The following is a 22,025-nucleotide window of genomic DNA, read 5'->3' as shown; positions in this document are numbered from 1 at the left end:
TAGCGTCGGACCACAGGGCGTCAGTCAAGGATTTTCCAGGTCACCCGGAAATGGTCGGCCCGGTTCTTTTCGGCCGGGCATCCGTAATCGGGCACGGCCTCCGTCAGGGACCGGTGGGGTTGGTGGGGCAGTCGTATTCCCTGGTTCATCCGGGATTCTGGGCGTCTCGATCGTGCTGACGTGCCGGCCGGACGCGCGTCACGGCATTCGACGGGTGGAGGCCGTCCGGTTCCCATTCGCGCACGATCACTGATGGTCCGTCCCGGACATCTTGTTCGGAGTGAGTAATGGCAGATTTGACAAAACGCCTATAAGATCACGCATCGTGACTGGTGTCGCTCTGCCGGATCTCCGGCCGGCCGATGACGTGCGCGTTCACGCCGGCATCGGCCTGGGTGCCCAGGCGGCGATCGGAGGAAGCAAATGACCGAGATCATCCGTGTTCACGATGAGCCCGGGGCCGCCGAGAAGATCGGCGGCGTCATCGGCACCGCGTTCCACGACCTGGAGGTGTCGGCCTGGCTCGTCCCGCCGGAGGACGACCGCCGCCAGATCCTGCGAGGCATCTACTCCCGGCATGCCGGGCACGCCTTCGCCTACGGCGACGTACACGCGACGGCCGACGGGGCGGCGGTGGCCGTGTGGTTCCGCAATGACGGGCCCCCGGTTCCCCCGGCGCCCGGCCTTGACGAGTACGTCATGTCGCTCAAGGACGTCTACGCCGACGGTTTCGCGACGCTCGCCGAACTGAGGGACGAGTACGACCCGCACCTGCCGCACCACTACCTGGCCTACCTCGCCGTGCTGCCCGAGCAGCAGGGCCGGGGCACCGGAAGCGCCCTGCTGCGCGAACACCACCGCGCGCTGGACGCGGCGGGCGTCCCCGCCTACCTGGAGGCCAGCAGCACCCGCAGCCGCGAGCTGTACCTGCGGCACGGCTACCGCGACGTGGGCGACCCGATGGTGCTGCCGGACGGGCCGGCCCTGTACCCGATGATGCGCCTGCCCGGCCGCTCGTGAGCCGGGCAGACATGGGGCAGGCATGGTCGCCGGTGCGCGTCACACCCGGGTGACGCGCACGGCGTCCGCGATGACGTAGCCGGTCGCCGAGGTCCAGCGGCTCACGCCGACCATGTCGCGCGTGCCGGCCGCGAGCGTGAACGTGCCGAGGTCGCGCCACTGGCCGCCGCCCGTGCGCTGGTCGACGGTGACGACCTGGTTGCCTGTGGCCGTGGCGACGATGTACGGCGTGGCCGAGTTGTAGCCGGGGTCGGCCGGGTATCGGACCTCGACCCGGTAGGAGCCGGCCTCGGGAACGGCGACCGAGAACCACGCCGGGTCGCTCGCCGCGACGGGGGTCGCGAACCGGTAGTCGGCGCCGTATCGCTGGGGCGAGTACGCGGACGTGCCCCAGGCCGTGCTCGCGGTGAAGCCGGCCTCGGCGTTGTCCACGATGACGCTGAACCCGCCGCCGGTGCCCGGAACCGCCCGGCCCGCGCTGGGCGCGCTCTCGTGGTGCGTGCGGTCGGACGCCGCCACGTAGTAGGTGTACGCGCCGGAGGACGACGCGGTGGTGTCGGTGAACGACGTCGCACGGGTCGTGGCGAGCAGGTTGCGCGCGTCGGCGAACTGGCACGGGTCCGCGCTCGGGGAGCCGCCGACCCGGTAGACGGCGTAGGACACCGGGGCGCCCGAGCCGCCGCGCCAGGCCAGGGCGACGCCGCCCGCGACCCGCGTCGCCGAGGTGATCGACGGCGCCTGGGGCGCGGACGCCGAGCCGTACGCCGGGACCAGCGCGGGCCTGGTGTAGTGGTCGGTCATCACCCGGGTGAACGCGCCGATGCGGTCGGCGCGGACGTCCTTGGCGCTGAAGTAGATGTCCCCGGCGACCTCCGGATGCCCCCGGTTCTCGTACAGGTGGCTGGACAGCTCGCCAGGCTGCTGCCACGCCGGGTCCTGGCCGGACACGCCCGCGCGGTAGGCGGCCTGGCCGATGAAGAGCTGGACGCCGGTGCCCCGTACCGTGTCCGACCACCAGGAGGTGAGGGCGGCGTAGTCGGCGGCGGCGAAGCCGATGTGCCAGTAGATCTGCGGCGCGATGTAGTCGATCAAGCCCTGCTTCACCCACAGCCGCGTGTCGGCGTAGATGGCGTCGTAGGACTGCAGTCCGGAGGTGCGCGAGCCGAGCGGGTCGGTCGAGGCGTTGCGCCAGATGCCGAACGGGCTCACGCCGAACCGCACCCAGGGCTTGGCCTGGTGGATGCGCCGGCCCGTCTCCTTGATCATCAGGTTGACGTTGTCGCGCCGCCAGTCGTCGATGGTGGCGAAGCCGCCGCCGTACTGGGCGTAGGTGTCGGCGTCCGGGATCGTCTGGCCGCTGACCGGATACGGGTAGAAGTAGTCGTCCAGGTGCACGCCGTCGATGTCGTAGCGGGTCACGGCGTCCATGACGGCGTCCTCGATGAACGTCCGCACGGCGGGGATGCCCGGGTTGTAGTACATCTTGCCGCCGTAGGCGAACCGCCAGGACGGGTTCCTGCGCGCGGGGTGGCTCGCCACCAGGCGGTTCGGGTCCTCGTGGTTGGCGACGCGGTACGGGTTGAACCACGCGTGGAACTCCAGGTCACGGGCGTGGGCCTCGGCGACCATGAAGGCGAGCGGGTCGTAGCCGGGGTTGGTCCCCTGGGTGCCGGTGAGCCACTCCGACCACGGCTCGTACGGCGACGGCCAGAACGCGTCGGCCGTCGGCCTGACCTGGACGACGACTGCGTTCATCCGGTCGCGGACCGCGAGGTCGAGCCACGCGCGGAACTCGGACTGCTGCGCGGCCGCGGTGAGGCCGGTGCGGCTCGGCCAGTCGATGTTGGCGACGCTCGCGATCCACATGGCGCGCAGCTGGCGCTTGGGGGTCGCCGGGTCGGTGGCGCAGGCGGCCGACGTCGTCGGGGAGACGGAGACGGCCGGCGCCGTCGCGGAAACGGAGGCGGGGGCGGCGCTCGCGGACGCCGTGGGCGTGAGGAGCGCGCCGAGCAGCAGGAAGGAGAGGCCCAGGGCGGCGGCACGGGCGAGGGAGGCGAGTACGCCGCGGCGGGGGGCGGCCGCGCGGGTGGTTGTGCGGGCGGCTGTGCCGGGGGTGGTGCGGGGAGTGGTGACCGGGGGTGCGGCGGTGAGCCGGCCCGTACGGCCCGCTCCGGGTGTGGTCATGTAAAGAATCTTCATCGCAAGCGCGCCGGAACGCAATAGTCTTCACACGGTCAGTCGGATCGATCTTGACATGCGGTCGAGTCGGACAGAAATCTTCGGTCAAATGGAAAGTAATGTCAATTATCGACATTTGTCATCAAACTTCCTACTGTGCAGCCGTTGGCACCCTCTACCGAGGAGTCCCCATGACACCCCCCGATGTCAGGCCGGCCACAGCCGCACACCGCCTGCTCACCGCCCTCGTCATCTCCTGCTCCGTCCTGGTCTTCACCGTCCGCCCGGCCCACGCCACGGCCCCCGCGCCCCTGCCCGACGCGTTCGCCCGCGCCGCCGCCGCCCAGGAGGTGCCCCGCGACCTGCTCGTCGCGCTCGCCTACTCCGAGACCCACCTCGACGGCCACGGCGGCAAGCCGAGCGCCGGCGGCGGGTACGGCGTCATGCACCTCGTCAGCAACCCCACCAACCACACCCTCGAACGCGCGGCCGAGCTCACCGGCCTGTCGGTGGACGCGTTGCGCTCCGACACCGGCGCCAACATCCTCGGCGGCGCCGCCGTGCTGCGCTCGTACGCCGACAAGGCCGGGCTCGACGCCGAGGCGAGGAAGGACGCCGGGCGGTGGTACCAGGCCGTCGCCGCGTACGCCAACGCCTCGACCCCCGAGATCGCCCGGCTCTACGCCGACACCGTGTACCAGCTGCTCGGCACCGGGGTCCAGGCCGCTGGGGTGACGGTCGCCCCGCAGGAGGTCACCGCCGACCGCGGCGCCTACGCCCGCACCCGCGACCTCAACGCATCCCTCGCCGCCAGCCCCGACTACCCGAACGGGAGCTGGGTCGCGGCGAGCAGCAGCAACTACACCGCCTCCAGCCGCCCGTCGAGCTACGCCATCGACCGGGTGATCATCCACGTCACGCAGGGCTCGTACGCCGGTACCATCTCGTGGTTCCAGAACCCGAGCGCCCAGGTGTCGGCGCACTACGTCGTCCGCTCCTCCGACGGCGCCGTCACCCAGATGGTGCGCGACAAGGACGTCGCCTGGCACGCCGGCAACTGGAACTACAACACCCGGTCCATCGGCATCGAGCATGAGGGCTTCGTCGACAACGCCTCGTGGTTCACCGACGCGATGTACCGCGGCTCGGCGGCGCTGACCCGCTACATCTGCGACAAGTACGGCATCCCCAAGGACCGCACCCACATCATCGGGCACGTCGAGGTGCCGGGCGCGACGCACACCGACCCGGGCCCGCACTGGAACTGGAACACCTACATGTCGTACGTGACCGGCGGCGGCACCCCGTCCTGGTCCACGACCCTCGACAACACCACCGCGGGGCGGTTCACCGCGAGCGCGAACTGGGGCACGTCTTCTTTCTCCTCCCAGCGGTACGGCGCCGACTACCGCTTCGCCAACCCCGTCGCGTCGAGCGACCCGGCCTGGTACAAGGCGGCCATCCCGAGCGCGGGCAACTACCGGGTGGAGGTCTGGTACTCCTCCGACCCCGGCTACAACAGCTCGGCGCCGTACATCGTCGCCACGTCGAGCGGCAACCAGACGGTGTACGTCGACCAGCGATCGGGCGGCGGAGGCTGGCGCAGCGTCGGCACCTTCGCGCTCAACGCCGGCGACTACAACGCGGTCGCCGTGAGCCGCTGGACCTCCGGCGTCGGCTACGTCATCGCCGACGCGATCCGCATCTCGCGCGTCTGACGGGCGCGTCCGTCAGTGCCGTGTCCGTCAGTGCCGTGTCCGTAAGCGCCGTGTTCGGGGGCGCCTGACGGGACGCCCGTAGCTCCACCCCTGTGGCCCGCGCCTCCGCCCGGAGGCGCGGGCCACGCGCCTTCCGCCGGTCGTCCGGCGACGCCCGTCCAGGCCCAGCGAGCGCTCGGGAACCCCCAGTAGCTCATACACCATCACCACCAATTGTCCGCCACTCCGTTCTTGACAATTAGTTGCTATACATCTGATAACATGCTGACTACGATTCCCCTGTCCCGGACGCGAAATGACTCAGAAACCCCCACCGGGAAAATGCGTAAGTAATGAGGAACAAGGCCGGAATTCTCGCCAAGCTCGGCGTCGGCGCCGGCGGGCATCGCGGTGAGCGGGCGCGGCGGTCATTTCACGGCCTCGAACAATCCGTCGTGAATATCACTGTCGACCCATTGTCAAGGCGTGCCGGAAAGGCGGTCGCGCGTCCGGGGAACGCACTCCGCCGGGCGGTCGCGGTGCGGCGTACTCGCACATGGCTCTGGCAAAGCCCCCACAACGGCTGCGCGGTTTCTGCACAGGCGACCCATACGTTCGCTGACATGGCGGACACGCATGATTTCGACGACTGGCTGCGCGACTTCGAGGCCGAGGCGCGGCGGCGCGAGCTGCGGGGCGATCCCGACTGGACGGCGGGCGCACGCCTGCACGGCTCGGTGCTGCGCAGCCTGCAACGCTTCCAGGTCGGCGAGGACGGCGACGGCGCCAACCTGGTCGCCAAGGCCGCCGCGGCCGGTGACGACCGCTACACGCGGGCGGTGCGCCTGTTCGTCGCCGAGGAGCGTGACCATGCGCGGCTGCTCGCACGCCTGCTGGCCGCCGCCGGCGCGCCGATCATCAGCGGGCACTGGAGCGACGCGGTGTTCGTCCGGTTGCGCCGCATGCTGGGGCTCCGGCTCGAACTGATGGTGCTCATGATCGCCGAGGTCATCGCCCTGCGTTACTACCGGGCGCTGCGCGACGGGAGCGGCGATCGGCTCACCGCGGAGGTCGCGGGCCGGATCTTCGACGACGAGCGGCGGCACGTCCCCTTCCACTGCGACCGGCTGCGCGACGGGTTCCGGGACCTGCCCCGGCCGCTACGCGCGGCCGTGCGCTACGGCTGGTGGGTGCTCACGCTCGGCGTCTGCGCGGTCGTCGCCCTCGACCACGGCCCCGCGCTGCGCCGCCTCGGCGTCCCGGCGACGGTCTTCGTCACCGATGTGACGGCCTTCTTCGCCGCGGTGACGCACAAGGTCTTCCCCCGCGGGCGGAGGTCCCTCGCCGCCCTCACGTGACCGCGGCCCTCACCGGACGGGTGGCGGTACGCCGTCGTCGTCCGGGGTGGGCTCGGCGTCGAGCTCGCCGGCGAGGACACGCGCGGCCGCGCTGTACTGCTCGTCCATGCCGGAGTAGCCGTCACGGCGATGGCGTTCCGCCTGGTCGTCGATCCATCGGCTGTGCGCCTCCCAGGCCGCCTGCTTGCTCGTCCCGAGGGCCGCCCCGATCTGCGACCAGGAGGCCCCGGCCGCGCGCGCCGACCGCACGGCGAGCTGCCGGCCGTACGCGGCCTTGCGCGCGATCACCTCTCCGAGAGCGAGCGCCTCCAGCGCCTCTTCCCGCGTCAGGGGAGGCGGCGCGTACGGATCGGCGTCGCCCGTTTCGCCGGAATCGTCCCGCGCCCAGGACGCCAGCGCCTCGCGGGCGCGCAGGTCGTCGTACCGGGCGGTGGCCGTCAGCAGCGTGAACCGTTTCTCGAGCTCGTCAGGTGTGACCATGCCCCGAGTATTTCGTCAGGCCATCCTGACGTCAAGGTGGCATGACGGGCGTGTCACTGCGGTTGCGGCTGGTCAGAGCCGTTCGATGACGACGGCGTTCGCCATCCCCTGTCCTTCGCAGACGGCCTCCAGGCCGTAGCGGGCCCCGGTGTCTTCGAGCCGTGTGAGAAGCGTGCCGAGCAGTCGCGTCCCCGACGAGCCGAGGGCATGGCCGAGCGCGATCGCGCCGCCGTACGGATTCAGAAGTTCCGGGTCCGCGGCGAGGTCGCGCACCCATGCGAGCGGAACGGACGCGAACGCTTCGTTGATCTCGAATGCGCCGATGTCGGTCATCGTGAGGTCGGCGCGGGTGAGGGCGCGTCTTGTTGCGGGGATCACCCCCGTGAGCATCTCGATCGGGTCGCTCCCCACCACGGCATGGGAGACGAACCGCGCCCGCCGGGGGAGGCCGAGCTCCGACGCCTTCGCTTCGCTCATGATGAGCGCGACGCTCGCGCCGTCGGTAAGCGGCGAAGAGTTTCCCGCCGTCACACGCCACGTGATGTCAGGGAACCGTGCGGCAGCGTCCGATGACGCGAAGGCCGAGGGCAACGCCGCCAGATCCGACGCGTTCGTGCCCGGACGGATGGTCTCGTCCGCCGTGTGGGGTGCGGCCGCTCCGGGCGGGGTCACCGGGACGATCTCGTGGTCGAAGACTCCTCGAGCGGTTGCGGCGGCGGCGCGGGCGTGCGACAGCGTCGCGTAGGCGTCGAGTTCGTCTCGGTCCAGGCCCCAGCGCTGGGCGACCAGTTCGGCCGAGATCCCCTGCCCAACGAGGCCCCCCGTGAATCTCTGGCCGATTGCGGGTCCGAACGGGTCTCGACCAGACGTGGCGAAATTGAGCGGGATCCGGCTCATCATCTCGACGCCGCCGGCCAGGACGGTGTCGTGAATCCCTGCGGCGACAGAGGCGGCGGCGAACGTCGCAGCCTGAAGTCCGGAGCCGCACTGCCGATCGACGGTCGCGCCGGGAATCGTCACTGGAAAGCCTGCTGCGAGCACGGCGTTGCGCGCGATGTTCATGGCCTGCTCACCCGATTGCCCGACGCAGCCGATCAGCACGTCGTCGATGATCGCGGGGTCGAGCTCGTTCCGTGCCGTCACCGCGCGCAGAAGCTCTGCGAGCAGGTCGACGGGATGGTAGGTCGATAGCGCGCCGCCCGGCTTGCCCCGCCCTGAGGCGGTTCGGACGATGTCGACGATGACGGGGGTCGGCACGGCGATGCTCCTCGTTGGTGAGTGACCGTGTGAGGTCGACGATGACTATTGCAGGTTCACATATTGCCCACAAGGTCGGTTGACAAGCGGACGTTGTTGGGATGATGGTCTTACTCACGAACTAATGCAGCTTCACAATGACGTGACCGAACGCCGCACGACGAAGTGACTGCTGCAACCCACAACGAAGGTGAGCAGACCATGACGTCCACTCAGCGGTCCGAGCAGTCGACGAGTCAGGCCGAGAACGCCGTGCCGCCGATCGGCGACCAGCTCGGACGCCTTGCCGCCGAGAAGCCCGACGCGCCCGCGGTGACCTGTGGCGCCGTCACCATCACGCGCGGCGAGCTGGAGTCCTCGACGAACCGGCTTGCGCGTGCCTATGCGGAACTGGGGGTCGGGCAGGGGGACTACGTCACGATCGTTCTCCCCAACGGCCTCGAGTGGATTCAGGCGGCGGTCGCTGCATGGAAGCTCGGTGCCATCGTCGCCCCGCTCTCGGCGCGCCTGCCCGAGAACGAGTACCGCGACATCCTGGCGCTCGTGCCGCGAGCGCTCATCGTCGGACGCGAGGGAACCGATGTGTCCACGCCCAGTGTTCCGAGCGGCTTCGAACCCTCGTCATCGCTTTCGGACGAGCCGCTCCCGTCGGTCGTGTCGCCGGTGTGGAAGGTCGTGCCCTCCGGCGGGAGTACGGGCCGTCCGAAGCTCATCGCCGCCACCCAGGACAGCCGCATCGACGCCGGCCCGCTTGCAGCGGCGATGGGGCTGATCCCCGGCGAGACGCAGATCGTCACGGGCCCGCTCACCCACAACACCCCGTTCGTCACCACGATCCAGGGACTGCTGCTCGGGCAGCACGTGGTCCTCATGGCTCGCTTCGACGCCGAGGAGTGCCTGCGCCTCATCGCCGAGCACCGTGTCACGTTCATGTCGACCGTCCCGACGGTGCTGCAGCGGATGCTCCCCGTCTACAAGGCAGACCCGAGTGCCTACGACGTCTCATCGATTCACCACCTGTGGCATATGGCGGCTGCGTGCCCCCCGGAGCTGAAGGAGGCGTGGATGGACATCCTCGGCCCGACCGCTGTCTGGGAGATGTACGGCGGCAGCGAGATGGTCTCGGTCACGGCCATCCGCGGCGACCAGTGGCTGGCGCACCGTGGGTCGGTGGGTCGCCCGCTCGTCGGCGAGATGAAGATCGTCGACGAGGAGGGGCGTATGCTCCCCGCGGGGGAGGTTGGCGAGATCTTCATGCGGCCGACCGCCGGCGCCACGTATCGCTACATCGGGTCCGAGCCTGAGACGAGGGACGGATGGGACACGGTCGGTGACCTCGGGTGGTTCGATGAGGACGGGTTCCTGTACATCAGCGATCGCCGGGTCGACATGTTCAACGTCGGCGGTCGCAAGGTGTACCCCGCTGAGGTCGAGTCCGCGATCTCGGCGCACCCCGCGATCCTCTCCTGCCTCGTCGTCGGCATTCCCGATGACGACCTTGGGCAGGTCCCCTACGCCCTCGTCGAGGCAGACCCCTCGGCCGAGCTCACGGCCGATGAGCTTGTCGCATTCCTGGCCGAACGAATCGCCGGGTACAAAGTGCCGCGACAGATCGAGTTCAGAGACGCTCCGCTGCGCGACCTTGCGGGCAAGGCCCGCCGCACGGCGGTCCGCGACGAGGTCATCAGCCGACTTGTCGGGTCGACCCGATCGTGACGACACTGGTCGCGGGCGGTACGGGGCCGCGGGGAAGAGGACTGCCGATGACAACGCCGAGCCCTGTCGCCGATCAGGCTCCGCGCCGGCGGCCCCGTGACCGCCGCCGGCAGATCCTTGACGCAGGAGCGGCGTTATTCGTCTCCCGCGGTTTCGAGCAGACCGGGATGAGCGATATCGCCGAGCGCGTCGGCATCAGCGCCTCCGCGCTCTACCGCCACTTCCCGAGCAAGCGTCACATGCTCTCGGAAGTCGTCTCGGGCGGGCTGGAGCCGATGTTCGCCGCCATCGAGACCGCCGAACTGCACGATGTTGACGCGGCGTTGGACCATCTCGCGGGGATCGCGCTGGATGGGCACGAGCTCGGTGTGCTTTGGCAACGCGAGGCACGCCATCTCCTCCCCGTCGACCAGGTCCGTTTGACGCGGCGACTCCTGGCCGGACATCGGCGATTCGCCGCCTGGGTGCGCACCGCGAGCCCGGCGGTGAACGACGGCTCCGCAGACTTCCTCGCGTGGGCGCTGCTCGCTCTGCTCGTCAGTCCTTCCTTCCACCATGTCGACATCGGTCGCGCCGAGTACCAGCAGATCCTCGCGCGGCTTCTGGGCGCGGTGTTCGAGTTCCGTCTCGGCGATGTCGAGCTGCGCGCCGGCACGGGAGCGTCGGCACAGCCGCTGATGCCGGCATCCCGTCGCGAAGCGCTGCTCGCCCAGGCGACGCGGATGTTCGCCAGATCCGGCTTCGAGAGCGTCAGCCTGGAGGAGATCGCCGCTGCGGTCGGCATCGCCGGTCCCAGCGTCTACAACCACTTCGCGACGAAGGCCGACCTGCTGACGTTGTCGTTCCGTCGAACGATCGAGGTGCTGTTCTCCGGAGTCGGCGCTGCTTATGCCTCGGGCGGGGACGCCGAGGCCACGCTTCGGACGCTCGCCGGTTCCTACGTCGACTTCACCCGAGGCAATCAGGACTTCGTCGGCGTGCTGATCACCGAGCCGCGCCACCTGTCGCCCGTCGAACAGGAGGTCGCGCGGCGCGCTCAGCACGATTACCTGACCGAGTGGACGCACCTCCTGCAGCTGTCCCGGCCCTCGCTCACACCGGGTGAAGCGCGGATCCGGGTTCACGCTGTGGTCGACATCATCAACAGCGCCGCGCGGGTCCCGCAACTCAACAGGTACCGGGGCGTGCCGGGAGCGCTCGGCGCCCTGTGTCACTTGCTCCTCTTCGAAACCGCGACAGACCTTCAGCGGTAGCCCGCAGGATCCACCCGACCCCGATGCGGCGCCACACCCTGCACATTGGAGTGCCATGCCCATCCAAAACGACGCCCCGGTAGCCGCTCTGGAGGCTCCCGCGGCCACCCCGTTCGCCCGACTCGTCGGAGTGATCTTCTCCTCGAACGCAGGCGTATTCGTCGCCTTGTTCACCGCGACGCAGCTGCTGCTGACGCTCCAGACGACGCGCATCGCCGGTGAGGCCGCCGCCGCGTTCGGAGTCATCACCGGCTTCGGGGCGCTGTTCGCCCTGATCGCCAACCCCCTGGCCGGGCGCATCAGCGACCGCACGGCGGCTCGCCTCGGCCGTCGCCGTACCTGGATCCTCGTCGGCGGGCTCAGCGGTGCCCTCGTGTACTTCGGGCTCGCATTCACCACCGAGATCTGGCAGGTGGCCGTCATCTGGTGCGTCGCTCAGGTCATGTACAACTTCCAGTTCGCGGCGACGAGTGCACTGCTGGCCGACCAGGTCCCCCACACGCGACGGGGCACCGTCTCCGGCTTCATGGGGCTCTCGGGAGCGCTCGCGCCGCTCGTCGGCATCGCGCTGGTGAGCATCGTCACCGACCCGGCCGTGCAGTGGGGTGTGATCGCCGTCACCTCGGCAGCACTCACCACAATCGCGGTCCTCATGCTGCGTGATCCGAAGCACGTGCCTGCCGCCGGCGAGGGCGGACTCAACCTGAAGGAACTCCTCCGCTCGTTCTGGCTCAACCCCTGGAAGCACCCCGCGTTCGGGTGGGCATTCCTGGTGCGGTTCCTCGTCACCTGCGCGTATGCGAGCGGAACCTACGGAGCCTTCTTCATGATGGACCGGTTCGGGTTCACGCCCGAGGATGTCGCGGGCCCCGTCCTGCTGACGTCGCTGCTCGCAGTCGCCCTCCTCGCCCTCGGCAGCGTCGTCGGAGGCTTCGTCTCAGACAAGCTCCAGCGGCAGAAGCCATTCGTCGTCGCGGGCGGCGTAATCGGCGCCGCCGGGCTCACGCTGCAGGCCTTCGCGCCCTCGATCGAGTACGTGTACGTGGCAGCGGCGCTGCTCGGCATCGGTACCGGCCTGTTCTTCGCGATCGACAGTGCACTGTGCGTGCGCATGCTGCCGAGCGCCGAGAACGCGGGCAAGGACTTCGCGATCATCAACATCGCGAACACCGTCCCGCAGTCGTTCGTGCCGTTCATCGCACCCGCGCTGCTCGCGCTCGGTGGATACAGCGCGCTGTATCTCACCCTGGCCGCGTTCGGCCTCGCGGGCGCCGTCGCGGTGGCGCGACTCCCGGAACTGGGTCGCGAAGGCGACCCCCGATTCGCCGCGATCACTCGCGGCGAATGAACTGTCCGTCCCACGGAAGGAGGAGGTCGGCGTGAGCCGCTCCAGCATCACTCTGTCGGGCTTCGAGATCGCAGAGGCCCCCCTCGATGTCGACATCGCACTCCTTGCCGAGTCGTCCTGGATCCCCGCGATCGTCCCCGGCGGTGTGCACGAGTCCCTGCTCGCTGCCGGCCTGATCGAACACCCCTACCGCGATGAGAACGAGGCCTCGATCCGCTGGATCGAAGAGCGGGACTGGTGGTATCGGACGCGCTTCGATGGGCCGAGCGAGCTCGCGGCCGACGAACGTGTCCGTCTCGTGTTCCACGGCCTCGATACTGTGGCAGATGTCTGGCTCAACGGTCGTCACGTCGGGGGGCACGAGAACATGTTCCGGCCCGCGGACTTCGACGTCACCGCAGTTCTGCAACCCGTCAACGAGATCCTCGTAAGGTTCAGACCGCCCCTCGCCGGACTCGACGTTCCGCCCCAGGCCACCGCATTGTTCACCCGTTTGGCCGCGGTGCTCGCCGCAATAAGCGGACGCCGGTCAAAGGATGCCGCGCCCCAAGCGAACACAGGCGGGGGAACCTTCATCAGCGAAATGCTTCCCCTCGCGACTCTGCGCCGGAAGGCGGCATTCTCGTGGGGATGGGACTTCGGCCCGCGGGTGCCGTCGATCGGGATCTGGCGGCCCGTCGAACTCCGTCGCGAACGGATCGCCACGATCACCGGACACCACATCCGCACCGAAGCGATCGAGCCGGATGGCACGGCTCTGGTGACCGTGCTCGTGGAGGTGGAGGACTTCTCGCCGACGCCATCCCTGCAGGCTTCCGTTTCGCTGGTCTCGCCCCGGGGCGCACGCCACGATGTCTCGTTGCCCGTCGTTGACGGGCGCGCAAGGGGTCTGCTGCGGATCGCCGACGCCGAGCTGTGGTGGTCGCACGACCTGGGTGAGCCGTCGTTGTACGACGTCACGGTCGTGCTCGTTGCCGGCGGCGTCGAGGTCGATGCCCTGAGCGACCGAGTAGGGATCCGGCGCATCGAGCTCGACAGATCCGACGACCCCGAGGGCGGCCGACGGTTCGGCTTTGTGCTCAACGGCGTGCCGATCTTCGCCCGCGGTGCGGCGTGGTTGCCGGCGGACATGCTGGTCGGTTCGGTGTCCGCGGAGCGGCACCGCGAACTCGTCGGACTCGCGCGCGACGGCGGAATGAACATGCTCCGCATCTGGGGCGGGGGCATCTACGAGCACGACGCCTTCTACTCCGCGTGCGACGAACTTGGCGTGCTGATCTGGCACGACTTCATGTTCGCGTGCGTCGACTACCCGAGTGCCGACCCGAAGCTCGCGGCGGAGGTGGCCGCAGAAGCCGAGTATCAGGTACGCAGGCTGCGCAACCGGGCATCGATGGCGCTGTGGGCGGGTAACAACGAGGTGCACGTGCTCCACGGCTACGCGTATCAGAATCACGACCCGGGCGATTGGGGCTGGCACTTCTTCCACGACATCCTGCCGCGCGCGGTGGCGGAGCACGGCGGCGGAGTCCCGTACTGGCCGGGCAGTCCGTGGGGCGACTCGCCGGAGGAGGGTTTCCTCGCGATCAACGGGGTTCGCGACGGCGATCGCCACGCGTGGGAGGTCTGGCACGGGATGGACGTCGGCGCCGGCGGCGGAGACTACGCGTCGGCCGGCGAGGCTCGCCACTACCGCCGCTACGCGAACGACACGGGTAAGTTCATCAGTGAGTTCGGCATCCACGCGTCGCCCGAACTGAGCACGCTGGAACGCTGGATCACGCCGGCTGAACTGGACGTGCACAGCCCGACGATGGATGCGCACAACAAGGATCACCCGAAGAACAAGGGTGACGCCATCATGGAGATCATCACGGGCCTGCCCCAGTCGATGCCACAGTATGTGGACTTCACGATGGTCACGCAGGCCGAAGGGCTGAAGTTCGGCATCGAGCACTATCGACGTCGGCAGCCAAGCAACAACGGCACGTTGGTATGGCAGTTCAACGACGTCTGGCCGGGATTCAGCTGGTCCGTCGTCGATTACGAGGGAGTGCCGAAGGCGGGGTACTGGTACGCCAGACGCGCCTACGCCCCCGTCCTTGCGAGCTTCCGCCAGGTCGGGGACGGCCTCGAGCTCTGGATCTGCAACAGCACCGCGTCGCTGGTGACGACGACCGCTCGCGTGTCTGTCAGCCCGTTCGAGGGGCGCGGGGAGGGTGAGACCGTCGCGGCGACCGTCGAACCGCGCTCCGCCTCGCTCGTGTGGCGCACGGAGGGCCCGTTCGGCGAAGACCAGTTCGCTTGGGTCGAGAGCGTTGACGGAGCGTTCCCCGAGAACCGCCTGTTCTTCGCCGAGATCAAGGATCTGCCGTTCTCCGAGCAGGCGCTCCAGGTGACGATCACGGATGCGGGGGACGGTGAGGCCGTGGTCGACATCGCTGCGGAGCACTTCGCCTACTTCGTGCACCTGCCGACCCCCGCCCCGGGCGTGAGGTTCAGCGACAACTACGTCGATCTGCGAGCAGGGACCAGTCGGCGGATCCACGTGACCGGTCTGCCGTCGGGTTTCGGAGCCGATGACCTGCGGGTCGAGACCTATGCCGGCATGCCGAACCGAAGCTGACTCGTCGATCGAAGCGTGGGGGAGAGCACCGGTGCTGGTTCGCCGGTGCTCCCTCGTCTACTTCTTCGTGGCCGCGTCGGCGAACGCCTTCTGGGCGGCCCCCGACAGCGCCCCGATCGTCTGCGCGCGAGCCTCCGACGCGAGGTGGGCCGACAGCGAGGTCTCTAGACCGGCATCCACGAGCGCCTTCGTGCCCTGCGCGCCGAAGGCCGGTGCGGCGGCGATCTGCTCGGCGAGGCGGGTGGCTGCTGCGAGCGGATCGTCATCGATGGCGGAGACGAGGCCGCACGCGAGCGCCTGTTCGGCGTCGAGCGATCCGCCCGTGAGGAACAGGTGCGCGGCGCGGCCGTAGCCGATGTGGCGCGGGAGCAGCCAGGACAAGCCGAAGTCGCCGGCGGTCATTCCCAGGCGCAGGAACGGAGCCGAGAAGCGCGCATCCGGCGCGGCGATGCGGAGGTCGGCCGCGGCGGCGAACGAGAATCCCGCTCCGACCGCGTGCCCGCGGATCGCGGCGACGACAGGCTGGCGGATCGAGCGGAGCGTCTGAGTGACCGCCGCTCCAGCCTGCATGCCGGCGTGCATGGCTTCGACGGGATCGGCGACTGCCGGATCGGCGAGTCCTTCATCGAGGTCGAGTCCTGCGCAGAACGCGCGCCCCTCGCCGGTGAGCACGATCGCGCGCACGTCGCCGCGTCGTCCGAGTCCTTCGAGCGCATCCCGCAGTTCGCGCAGCAGTGCGAAGGTGATCGCGTTGAGACGGTGAGGCCGCGCCAGTCTGACTGTGGCGACTGGACCATCGATCCGGATGCGGACCGTCTCGAGCGAGGCTGCGGACGCGTCGTTGTTCATGACAGGACTATAACAGTCAACATAGAGTTGGTCATGCGATCTAGAGTGGTCAGCGGCCGTCCGACGGAGGACGGCCGTTCGAAACCAGGGAGCATGCGCGCATGACAACAGATCGGGTTCTCACCGACTTTGAAGGCCGGACAGCGTTCGTGACGGGCGGTGCCCGCGGCATCGGTCGCGGCATCGTGAAGGCCCTGCTGCGGCGCGGCGCGCGCGTCGGCGTCGCCGACATCAGCGTTGACGCGCTCGAGCAGCTTCGCGAGGACCTCGGTGCCGACACGGGCCGACTGGGCTGCTATCAGCTCGACGTCGCCGATCGGGCTCAGTACGCCGAGGCCGCGAGCGCGGTCCAGGCTGAGCTGGGAGACGTGACGCTGCTGTTCAACAACGCCGGCGTCATCGACAGCGTGAGTCCGACCAAGCTCTCGTACGCGATGTGGGATCATGTCATGGGCATCAACCTCGAGGGTGTGTACAACGGCGTCCAGAGCTTCCTGCCGGGAATGATCGCGTCTGAACAGCGCTGTCACATCGTCAACACGTCGTCGGAAGCGGGGCTGCTCGAGGCCGGTTCAGGCTTTCTGTACCACGCGAGCAAGTACGCGGTCGTCGGGCTCAGCGAAGCGCTCCGTCGCGAGCTCGCACACTTCCAGATCGGTGTGTCAGTGCTCTTCCCCGGCCCCGTCGCGACCGATATCGTGCAGAACACCCGCGGACTCCGGCCGACGAGCGCGCCGGCTCAGTCGAGTCGGGTGACGCAGATCCTCGACACGGCTCACGAGGTGCTCAAGGCGCAGGGCGCATCGCCAGATGCAGTTGGCGAGCTCGTGCTCGACGGCGTCGAGACCGATGCCGCCTATATCGCCACGCGCAGTGAGCTGCTGCCGTACCTTCGGCTGCGCACCGAAGCGGTCGGGGCGGCCATGACTCACGCCGACGAGTTCCTCGCATGTCAGTCCACTCGGGCATGATGGTCGCCCGGTCGGCGGCGCCCGCTGTCGACTTCGGCCGCGATTCTAGGATGCTCCCATGAGTTCTCTCCCCCGACGCCGGATCGACGAGATCGGCGACGAGAGTCGGCGGAGAATTCTGGATGCCGCGGAAGAGTTGTTCGCCGAGCGCGGCGTCGACCGCACGTCGTTCGTCGACATCGCCGAGCGATCGGGCATCAGCCGCGGCAGCATCCCGTGGCACTTCAATAACAAGGACGGTCTCATCCTCGCCGTGGTCGAGCGGGCGATGAACCGACTGAGCCGATCCGAGCGGCACGGCACCGTGCCGTCGCTGGGGGAGGTGCTCGCGGACTACCTCACGTGGGCGCGGGACACTCCCTCCGGGTTGATGTTCATGATCCTCACCGAGGCGATGACGAGCACCGGTGTCGTCCACGCCCAGTACCAGGAGTTCCTCGAATCGCGCAGGGCGGCTGTTCAGGCATGGCTTCGTGCGCAACGGCCGGAGGGCGTCGCCGCCGACTGGGCGGGCGAGCGTGAGAGGGCGTTCGCCGCGGCGATCAACGGCGCAGTCATGGGCATTCACCTCCAGGCGCTGATCGATCCGGATGGGGTCGACCTTCAGGCCGGTCTGGCCCTCATCGCGCAGCTCATCGACGACAACCTCGACGATGTCTGGGTCGAAGGGGCGGACCCCCGACCCTGAGCCGCGGCGATCGCCTCGAGCATCTAGCCGACGCTTGGAAGGTCATCGCGCATGCTCTATGCTGATCAACATAGAATTGGCAAGGCAGCCAAGTACGCTGCTCCGTCGCCGGAAGGAACGAGCACGTGTCGGAAGTCACCTATCAGCGAATCCGCGTCGACACCCCCGTGGCGCACGTCGCCCGCATCACTCTGGCGCGGCCCGAGATGCGCAACGCCCAGGATTACCTGATGCTCCACGAGCTCGATGACGCGTTCCAGGGCGCCACCCTCGACGACGACATCCACGTGATCGTGTTGGCCGCGGACGGGCCGCACTTCTCGTCGGGACACGACCTCACCGGCACCTCGACCGGGGCGGACTTCGAGCCGAAGAACATGACGGGCGGATACCTGCAGCCCGGGCAGGCCGGCGCCATGTCGAACGAGGAGGAGTTCTACCTCGGGATGTGCTGGCGGTGGCGCAACGTGCCGAAGCCGACCATCGCGCAGGTACAGGGCAAGGTGATCGCCGGCGGGCTCATGCTGGTATGGCCTTGCGACATCATCATCGCCAGTGACGATGCGACTTTCTCCGACCCCACGGTGGCGTTCGCGCTGAACGGCCACGAATACCACACCCACACGTGGGAGTTCGGCCCGCGCAAGGCGAAGGAGATGCTGTTCCGCGGCAACGCGCTCACCGCCGAAGAGTGTCGCAGCCTGGGGATGGTCAACCACGTCGTCCCTCGCGACGATCTCGAGGCGTTCACGCTGGAGATCGCCGGCGAGATCGCTCAGCGTCCGCCGTTCGGGTTGAAGCTGGCGAAGCTTTCTGTCAACGGCGCGCTCGAGGCCCAGGGGCAGTACAACGCTCTGCGACACGCATTCGCCCTGCACCAGGCCGGTCACGCCAACGCACGCGCGGTGTTCGACGGCATCCCGGTCGACCCGGCCGGGATCGCGGTCATCCGCGAGCTGTCAAAGCGATGACCTCGACCACCCCCACCCGCGAGACCGCACGATCCACGAGGACGAAGAGATGAAGCTCTGGACCGCCGCACTCGGAGACGGCGCCAAGACGGCCGCGCTGATCCACGGATTCACCGCCGATTCGGGCATCTGGTTCGAGTTCGCGCCGTGGCTTGCCGGACAGGGCTACACCGTGACGCTCGTAGATCTGCGGGGCCACGGCCAGAGTCCCCGCGCCGAGTCGTACGGCTACTGGGAGATCGCGAACGACCTGGTCGACACCCTCCCCACCGGCCTGGACCTCGTCATCGGCCATTCCCTCGGCGGCCGGCTGCTCGGCCACGTCGTCGATCGCCTCCGCCCGGCCAAAGCGGTCTACCTCGATCCCGCATGGACCATCCCAGAGGGCGAGACCGCGACGATCCTCATCCACGAGGACGGTTCGCCGATCACCGCCGACGAGCTGGCGGTGCTCATGCCGACCCGCAGCCCCGCGCAGCATCGCCAGATCGTACAGTTCACCGAGCGCTTCGATCTGACGATGTTCCACAAGGCGGATGGCGGGCTCGCTGACTTCGATCCGCCTCAGACGCCGGTGGTACCGTCGCTCCTCGTGCTCGCGGACCCCTCCGCGTACGTCCCGACGGATCTGCAGGAGCGACTGCGCGACGGCGGCTACGTCGTCCGCGTAGTCCCGGGCGGCCTGCACGACCTGCAGCTCGACAATCTCACGGCGACCGAACAGGCCCTGGCGGACTGGCTGTGAACGGGATCGTCGCAGCAGCCGCGTCGGAGGTCGACACCGTCCCGAGCCCGGAGTACACGCTCGTCGTGAATCACCCCGATCGCCGGCTTGAGCCATGACTGAGTCAATTGCCCCCATCACCTACGACCGAGCCCAGATCAGCGTTGGCATTGTGCACTTCGGTGTCGGGAACTTCCATCGCTCCCACCAGGCGATGTACCTCGACCGGCTGCTGCGCAACCCGTCGACGTTCGCTGCCGCTGCACAGTGGGGAATCTGCGGCATCGGCGTCCTGCCGAGCGACGCCCGCATGCGGGACGCGCTCCGCAGCCAGGGCCACGAGTACACCCTCATCGAGCGCCACCCGGACGGGGCTGCTCCCGCTACGTGCGTCGGGTCGATCGTCGACTTCCTCTACGCCCCCGACGAGATCGACGCCGTTCTGGAACGCCTGGCCGACCCCGCCACTCGCATCGTGTCGTTGACCATCACCGAAGGTGGCTACAACATCAGCGACGTCACCGGCGAGTTCGACACCGCCAACCCCGCGATCGTTGCGGACGCGCAGCCAGGCGCTGCGCCGGCCACGGTCTTCGGGATCATCGTCGCGGGCCTGCGACTGCGCCGCGAGCGGGAGGTCGCTCCTTTCACGATCATGTCGTGCGACAACATCGAGGGAAACGGTGACGTCGCCCGCCGCAGCTTCGCCGCGTTCGCGGGCCTGATCGACCCGGAGCTGGCATCGTGGATCGAGTCGTCGGTGTCGTTCCCGAACTGCATGGTCGACCGCATCACACCCGTCACCACCGACGCGGACCGCGCGTGGGTGCTCGAGCGGTACGGCGTCGACGACGCCTGGCCGGTGCTGAGCGAGGACTTCGTTCAGTGGGTGCTCGAGGATCACTTCCCGTTGGGCCGTCCCGCCTTCGAGCAGGTCGGCGTGCAGCTGGTCGGGGATGTGCGCCCCTACGAGCTGATGAAGCTGCGGCTCCTCAACGCCGGCCATCAGGCGCTTGCGTACTCCGGCATCCTCTCCGGATACGAGTTCGCACATGAGGGGGCGTCAGACCCGGTGATCGTCGGCCTCCTTCGCGCCTACATGGACCGGGAAGCCACCCCGACCCTTGCGCCGGTGCCGGGGGTGGATCTCGACGCGTACAAGGACCGGCTCATCGAGCGGTTCGCGAACCCCTACGTGCGGGACACGCTGGCGCGGCTGGCGACCGATGCCTCCGATCGAATACCGAAGTGGCTCGTCCCCGTCATCCGTGAACGCCGCGACGCCGGCGAAAGCGTGCCGCTGAGCGCATCCGTGGTGGCCGGCTGGGTGCGGTATGCCGAACGTCACGCCACGACCGATGACGTGCCGTTCCGCGACCGTCAGGAAGCAGCGGTCCTTGAGGCCGTCGCGCGCAACGCCGACGACCCGGTCGGGTTCCTTCGCAACCCCGACTGGTTCGGCACCCTGGCCGACGACGCCGACTTCGTGGCCGACTACGTCGCAGCGCTCGATGCCTTCCGCCGGGCCGACGACCCCCGCTCGGAGATCGAGCGACTCGTCCAAGGCTGATGATCTCCGCCGCACTACCCATCTCGTCGATGCCGCCGGGCACCGCGACAAGACGGGGATGCGCCTGACCCCGCGACGCCACGCATTGAAGGGACGCACGGAATGAGCCTCCTCGTCGGGTGAGCGCGACGCTACCGGCCGAACCCCCGGCAGGGGGATCGCGGCGCGCTGTGGGCGGCGGCCGGTACGCCTCCGTGCAGCGGCGTTCCTACCGATCAAGAGCGGTGAACGTCTCACAGACGATCTGAGCGCTTCGACCGTCGTGGGGGCATGCGACCCCGTGAGCCAACCCCACTAGGACGGCCAGTCGAGGCCGAGGTGGACGCTCCTGGACTCAGCCCTGCGCGGTGAAGGAGTGGCCGCCGTCGTGCTTGGCGGCGCGGCCGGGCGGCCCGAGCGCGGCTGTTGCGGCTGTTGGTGGTGGATCCGGTGAGCCGCCGCAGCGAGTTTGACCGGTTGGCTCCGAGGTCCTCGCGGTCATTCCTCACTGCCGGAAGTTACGCGGTGATCTTCGCATCGGGAAGTCTCGACGCAGTCACAACCGGAAAGGCCGGGGCCTCCCCGTAGGAGAGACCCCGGCGGCGTGTCACGGCGTCAGGAGATGTTGAAACGCTGGTTCCACCCGTGGTGACACTGCCAGACCTGGAGCCGCGCGCCGTTGCCGTAGTTGGCGCCGCTGACGTCGAGGCACAGATTCTGGTTGGATTTGGGCCGGAGTTCGACCCAGGCCGCGTACTGCCCGGAGGACTCGACCGGATACGCCACCCAGTACTGGTTGTCCGAGGAACCGCATCCCCACTGCTGGACCCGGGTGCCGTTCCCCACGGGGCCGTCGGTGGCCATGTCGAGACACAGCTTGGACTTGCCGTTGAACAACCGGTACCAGTGGTGGCCGTTGGACAGGTCAGGGCCCTGATAGATGTCCCACGTCTGCTGGGAGTTTCCGTTTCTCTCCCACAGCTGGACCGGAGCCCCGCTGTTCATCTGCCCGTCCAGCACGTCCAGCACCATTTTGGTGCTGGTCTGCGGAAACACGCTGACGTAGGTATGGAGCGGGTAGGCCATGGCGTTCGCCGGTGTGGTGCCGACGAGCGTGGCCACCAGCGCGACGAGGCCAGCCGTCGCAATCGCGAGGAACTTCCTGGTACGCAACGTGATCACTCCTTCTGTGTCGGTGCCCCGCGCCGGTTTCCGGAACTCGGCGCGAGGAGCGCGAGGAAAAGATCAGGCCGGGACGGCTCGGGCGGGGCCTCGCATACGCAGGTATAGGACTGGTATAGGCGAGGTATATGCCTGGCCACGAGCGTCCGGCGACCACC

17 protein-coding genes are annotated in these 22,025 nt (G+C 68.7%); 12 read left to right on the top strand and 5 right to left on the bottom strand.

Going from position 1 to position 22,025, the window contains the following annotated elements; translation table 11 throughout:
- Positions 1–423: 423 nt before the first annotated feature.
- The gene (locus AB0H21_RS03275; protein WP_358510866.1) at positions 424–1,020 is read left to right on the top strand and encodes a GNAT family N-acetyltransferase; all 597 of its coding nucleotides are present in this window, start codon (positions 424–426) and stop codon (positions 1,018–1,020) included.
- A 39-nt stretch (positions 1,021–1,059) separates the two neighbouring features.
- Here the strand turns inward: AB0H21_RS03275 and AB0H21_RS03270 are convergent, their stop codons facing one another.
- Positions 1,060–3,204 (bottom strand): family 10 glycosylhydrolase, encoded by a 2,145-nt coding sequence (locus AB0H21_RS03270; RefSeq protein WP_358510863.1) that lies wholly within the window; start codon positions 3,202–3,204, stop codon positions 1,060–1,062.
- A gap of 185 nt (positions 3,205–3,389) precedes the next feature.
- Here AB0H21_RS03270 and AB0H21_RS03265 point away from each other — a divergent pair, with 185 nt between their 5' ends.
- Together AB0H21_RS03265 and AB0H21_RS03260 are read left to right on the top strand one after the other, a co-directional pair.
- The gene (locus AB0H21_RS03265; protein ID WP_358510860.1) at positions 3,390–4,916 is read left to right on the top strand and encodes an N-acetylmuramoyl-L-alanine amidase; all 1,527 of its coding nucleotides are present in this window, start codon (positions 3,390–3,392) and stop codon (positions 4,914–4,916) included.
- Positions 4,917–5,518: 602 nt separating this feature from the next.
- Positions 5,519–6,253, top strand: coding sequence for a ferritin-like domain-containing protein (locus tag AB0H21_RS03260; protein ID WP_358510857.1), 735 nt, complete (start codon positions 5,519–5,521; stop codon positions 6,251–6,253).
- A 9-nt stretch (positions 6,254–6,262) separates the two neighbouring features.
- Here the strand turns inward: AB0H21_RS03260 and AB0H21_RS03255 are convergent, their stop codons facing one another.
- On the bottom strand, positions 6,263–6,733 hold the full coding sequence (locus tag AB0H21_RS03255) for a hypothetical protein (protein WP_358510855.1): 471 nt from the start codon (positions 6,731–6,733) through the stop codon (positions 6,263–6,265).
- Between the two features lie 72 nt (positions 6,734–6,805).
- Complete coding sequence (locus AB0H21_RS03250) at positions 6,806–7,990, bottom strand: thiolase family protein (protein WP_358510852.1); 1,185 nt, start codon at positions 7,988–7,990, stop codon at positions 6,806–6,808.
- Between the two features lie 201 nt (positions 7,991–8,191).
- On the opposite strand from AB0H21_RS03250, the gene AB0H21_RS03245 reads away from it, so the two are divergent.
- Genes AB0H21_RS03245 through AB0H21_RS03230 form a run of 4 tightly spaced genes read left to right on the top strand, consistent with a single transcriptional unit; the run spans position 8,192 to position 14,933 of the window.
- Positions 8,192–9,706 carry an AMP-binding protein gene (locus tag AB0H21_RS03245; protein WP_358510849.1) on the top strand — a complete coding sequence of 505 codons (1,515 nt, stop codon included), beginning with the start codon at positions 8,192–8,194 and terminating at the stop codon, positions 9,704–9,706.
- Between the two features lie 47 nt (positions 9,707–9,753).
- Positions 9,754–10,959 (top strand): TetR/AcrR family transcriptional regulator, encoded by a 1,206-nt coding sequence (locus AB0H21_RS03240; protein WP_358510846.1) that lies wholly within the window; start codon positions 9,754–9,756, stop codon positions 10,957–10,959.
- Between the two features lie 55 nt (positions 10,960–11,014).
- Positions 11,015–12,307 carry an MFS transporter gene (locus AB0H21_RS03235; RefSeq protein ID WP_358510843.1) on the top strand — a complete coding sequence of 431 codons (1,293 nt, stop codon included), beginning with the start codon at positions 11,015–11,017 and terminating at the stop codon, positions 12,305–12,307.
- A gap of 31 nt (positions 12,308–12,338) precedes the next feature.
- Entirely contained in the window at positions 12,339–14,933 is a 2,595-nt protein-coding gene (locus tag AB0H21_RS03230) for a glycoside hydrolase family 2 protein (protein ID WP_358510840.1), read from the top strand.
- A 57-nt stretch (positions 14,934–14,990) separates the two neighbouring features.
- Here AB0H21_RS03230 and AB0H21_RS03225 read toward each other — a convergent pair whose 3' ends face one another.
- On the bottom strand, positions 14,991–15,782 hold the full coding sequence (locus AB0H21_RS03225) for an enoyl-CoA hydratase/isomerase family protein (protein WP_358510837.1): 792 nt from the start codon (positions 15,780–15,782) through the stop codon (positions 14,991–14,993).
- Positions 15,783–15,883: 101 nt separating this feature from the next.
- On the opposite strand from AB0H21_RS03225, the gene AB0H21_RS03220 reads away from it, so the two are divergent.
- The 5 genes from AB0H21_RS03220 to AB0H21_RS03200 all read left to right on the top strand — a co-directional run bounded on the left by AB0H21_RS03220 (position 15,884) and on the right by AB0H21_RS03200 (position 20,706).
- Complete coding sequence (locus AB0H21_RS03220) at positions 15,884–16,753, top strand: SDR family NAD(P)-dependent oxidoreductase (RefSeq protein WP_358510834.1); 870 nt, start codon at positions 15,884–15,886, stop codon at positions 16,751–16,753.
- A 58-nt stretch (positions 16,754–16,811) separates the two neighbouring features.
- Positions 16,812–17,441 carry a TetR/AcrR family transcriptional regulator gene (locus AB0H21_RS03215; protein WP_358510831.1) on the top strand — a complete coding sequence of 210 codons (630 nt, stop codon included), beginning with the start codon at positions 16,812–16,814 and terminating at the stop codon, positions 17,439–17,441.
- A gap of 125 nt (positions 17,442–17,566) precedes the next feature.
- Positions 17,567–18,412, top strand: coding sequence for an enoyl-CoA hydratase (locus tag AB0H21_RS03210; protein ID WP_358510829.1), 846 nt, complete (start codon positions 17,567–17,569; stop codon positions 18,410–18,412).
- A 49-nt stretch (positions 18,413–18,461) separates the two neighbouring features.
- Entirely contained in the window at positions 18,462–19,157 is a 696-nt protein-coding gene (locus tag AB0H21_RS03205; protein ID WP_358510826.1) for an alpha/beta hydrolase, read from the top strand.
- A gap of 94 nt (positions 19,158–19,251) precedes the next feature.
- Positions 19,252–20,706 carry a mannitol dehydrogenase family protein gene (locus AB0H21_RS03200; protein ID WP_358510823.1) on the top strand — a complete coding sequence of 485 codons (1,455 nt, stop codon included), beginning with the start codon at positions 19,252–19,254 and terminating at the stop codon, positions 20,704–20,706.
- A 594-nt stretch (positions 20,707–21,300) separates the two neighbouring features.
- On the opposite strand, the gene AB0H21_RS03195 is transcribed toward AB0H21_RS03200, so the two are convergent.
- Positions 21,301–21,858, bottom strand: coding sequence for an RICIN domain-containing protein (locus AB0H21_RS03195; protein WP_358510821.1), 558 nt, complete (start codon positions 21,856–21,858; stop codon positions 21,301–21,303).
- Between the last annotated feature and the right edge of the window lie 167 nt (positions 21,859–22,025).

This window comes from Sphaerisporangium sp. NPDC051011 (assembly GCF_040653595.1).
Lineage (GTDB): Bacteria > Actinomycetota > Actinomycetes > Streptosporangiales > Streptosporangiaceae > Sphaerisporangium.
The sequence above is the reverse complement of the archived record's forward strand: the minus strand, read 5'-3'. Positions and strand labels throughout refer to the sequence as shown.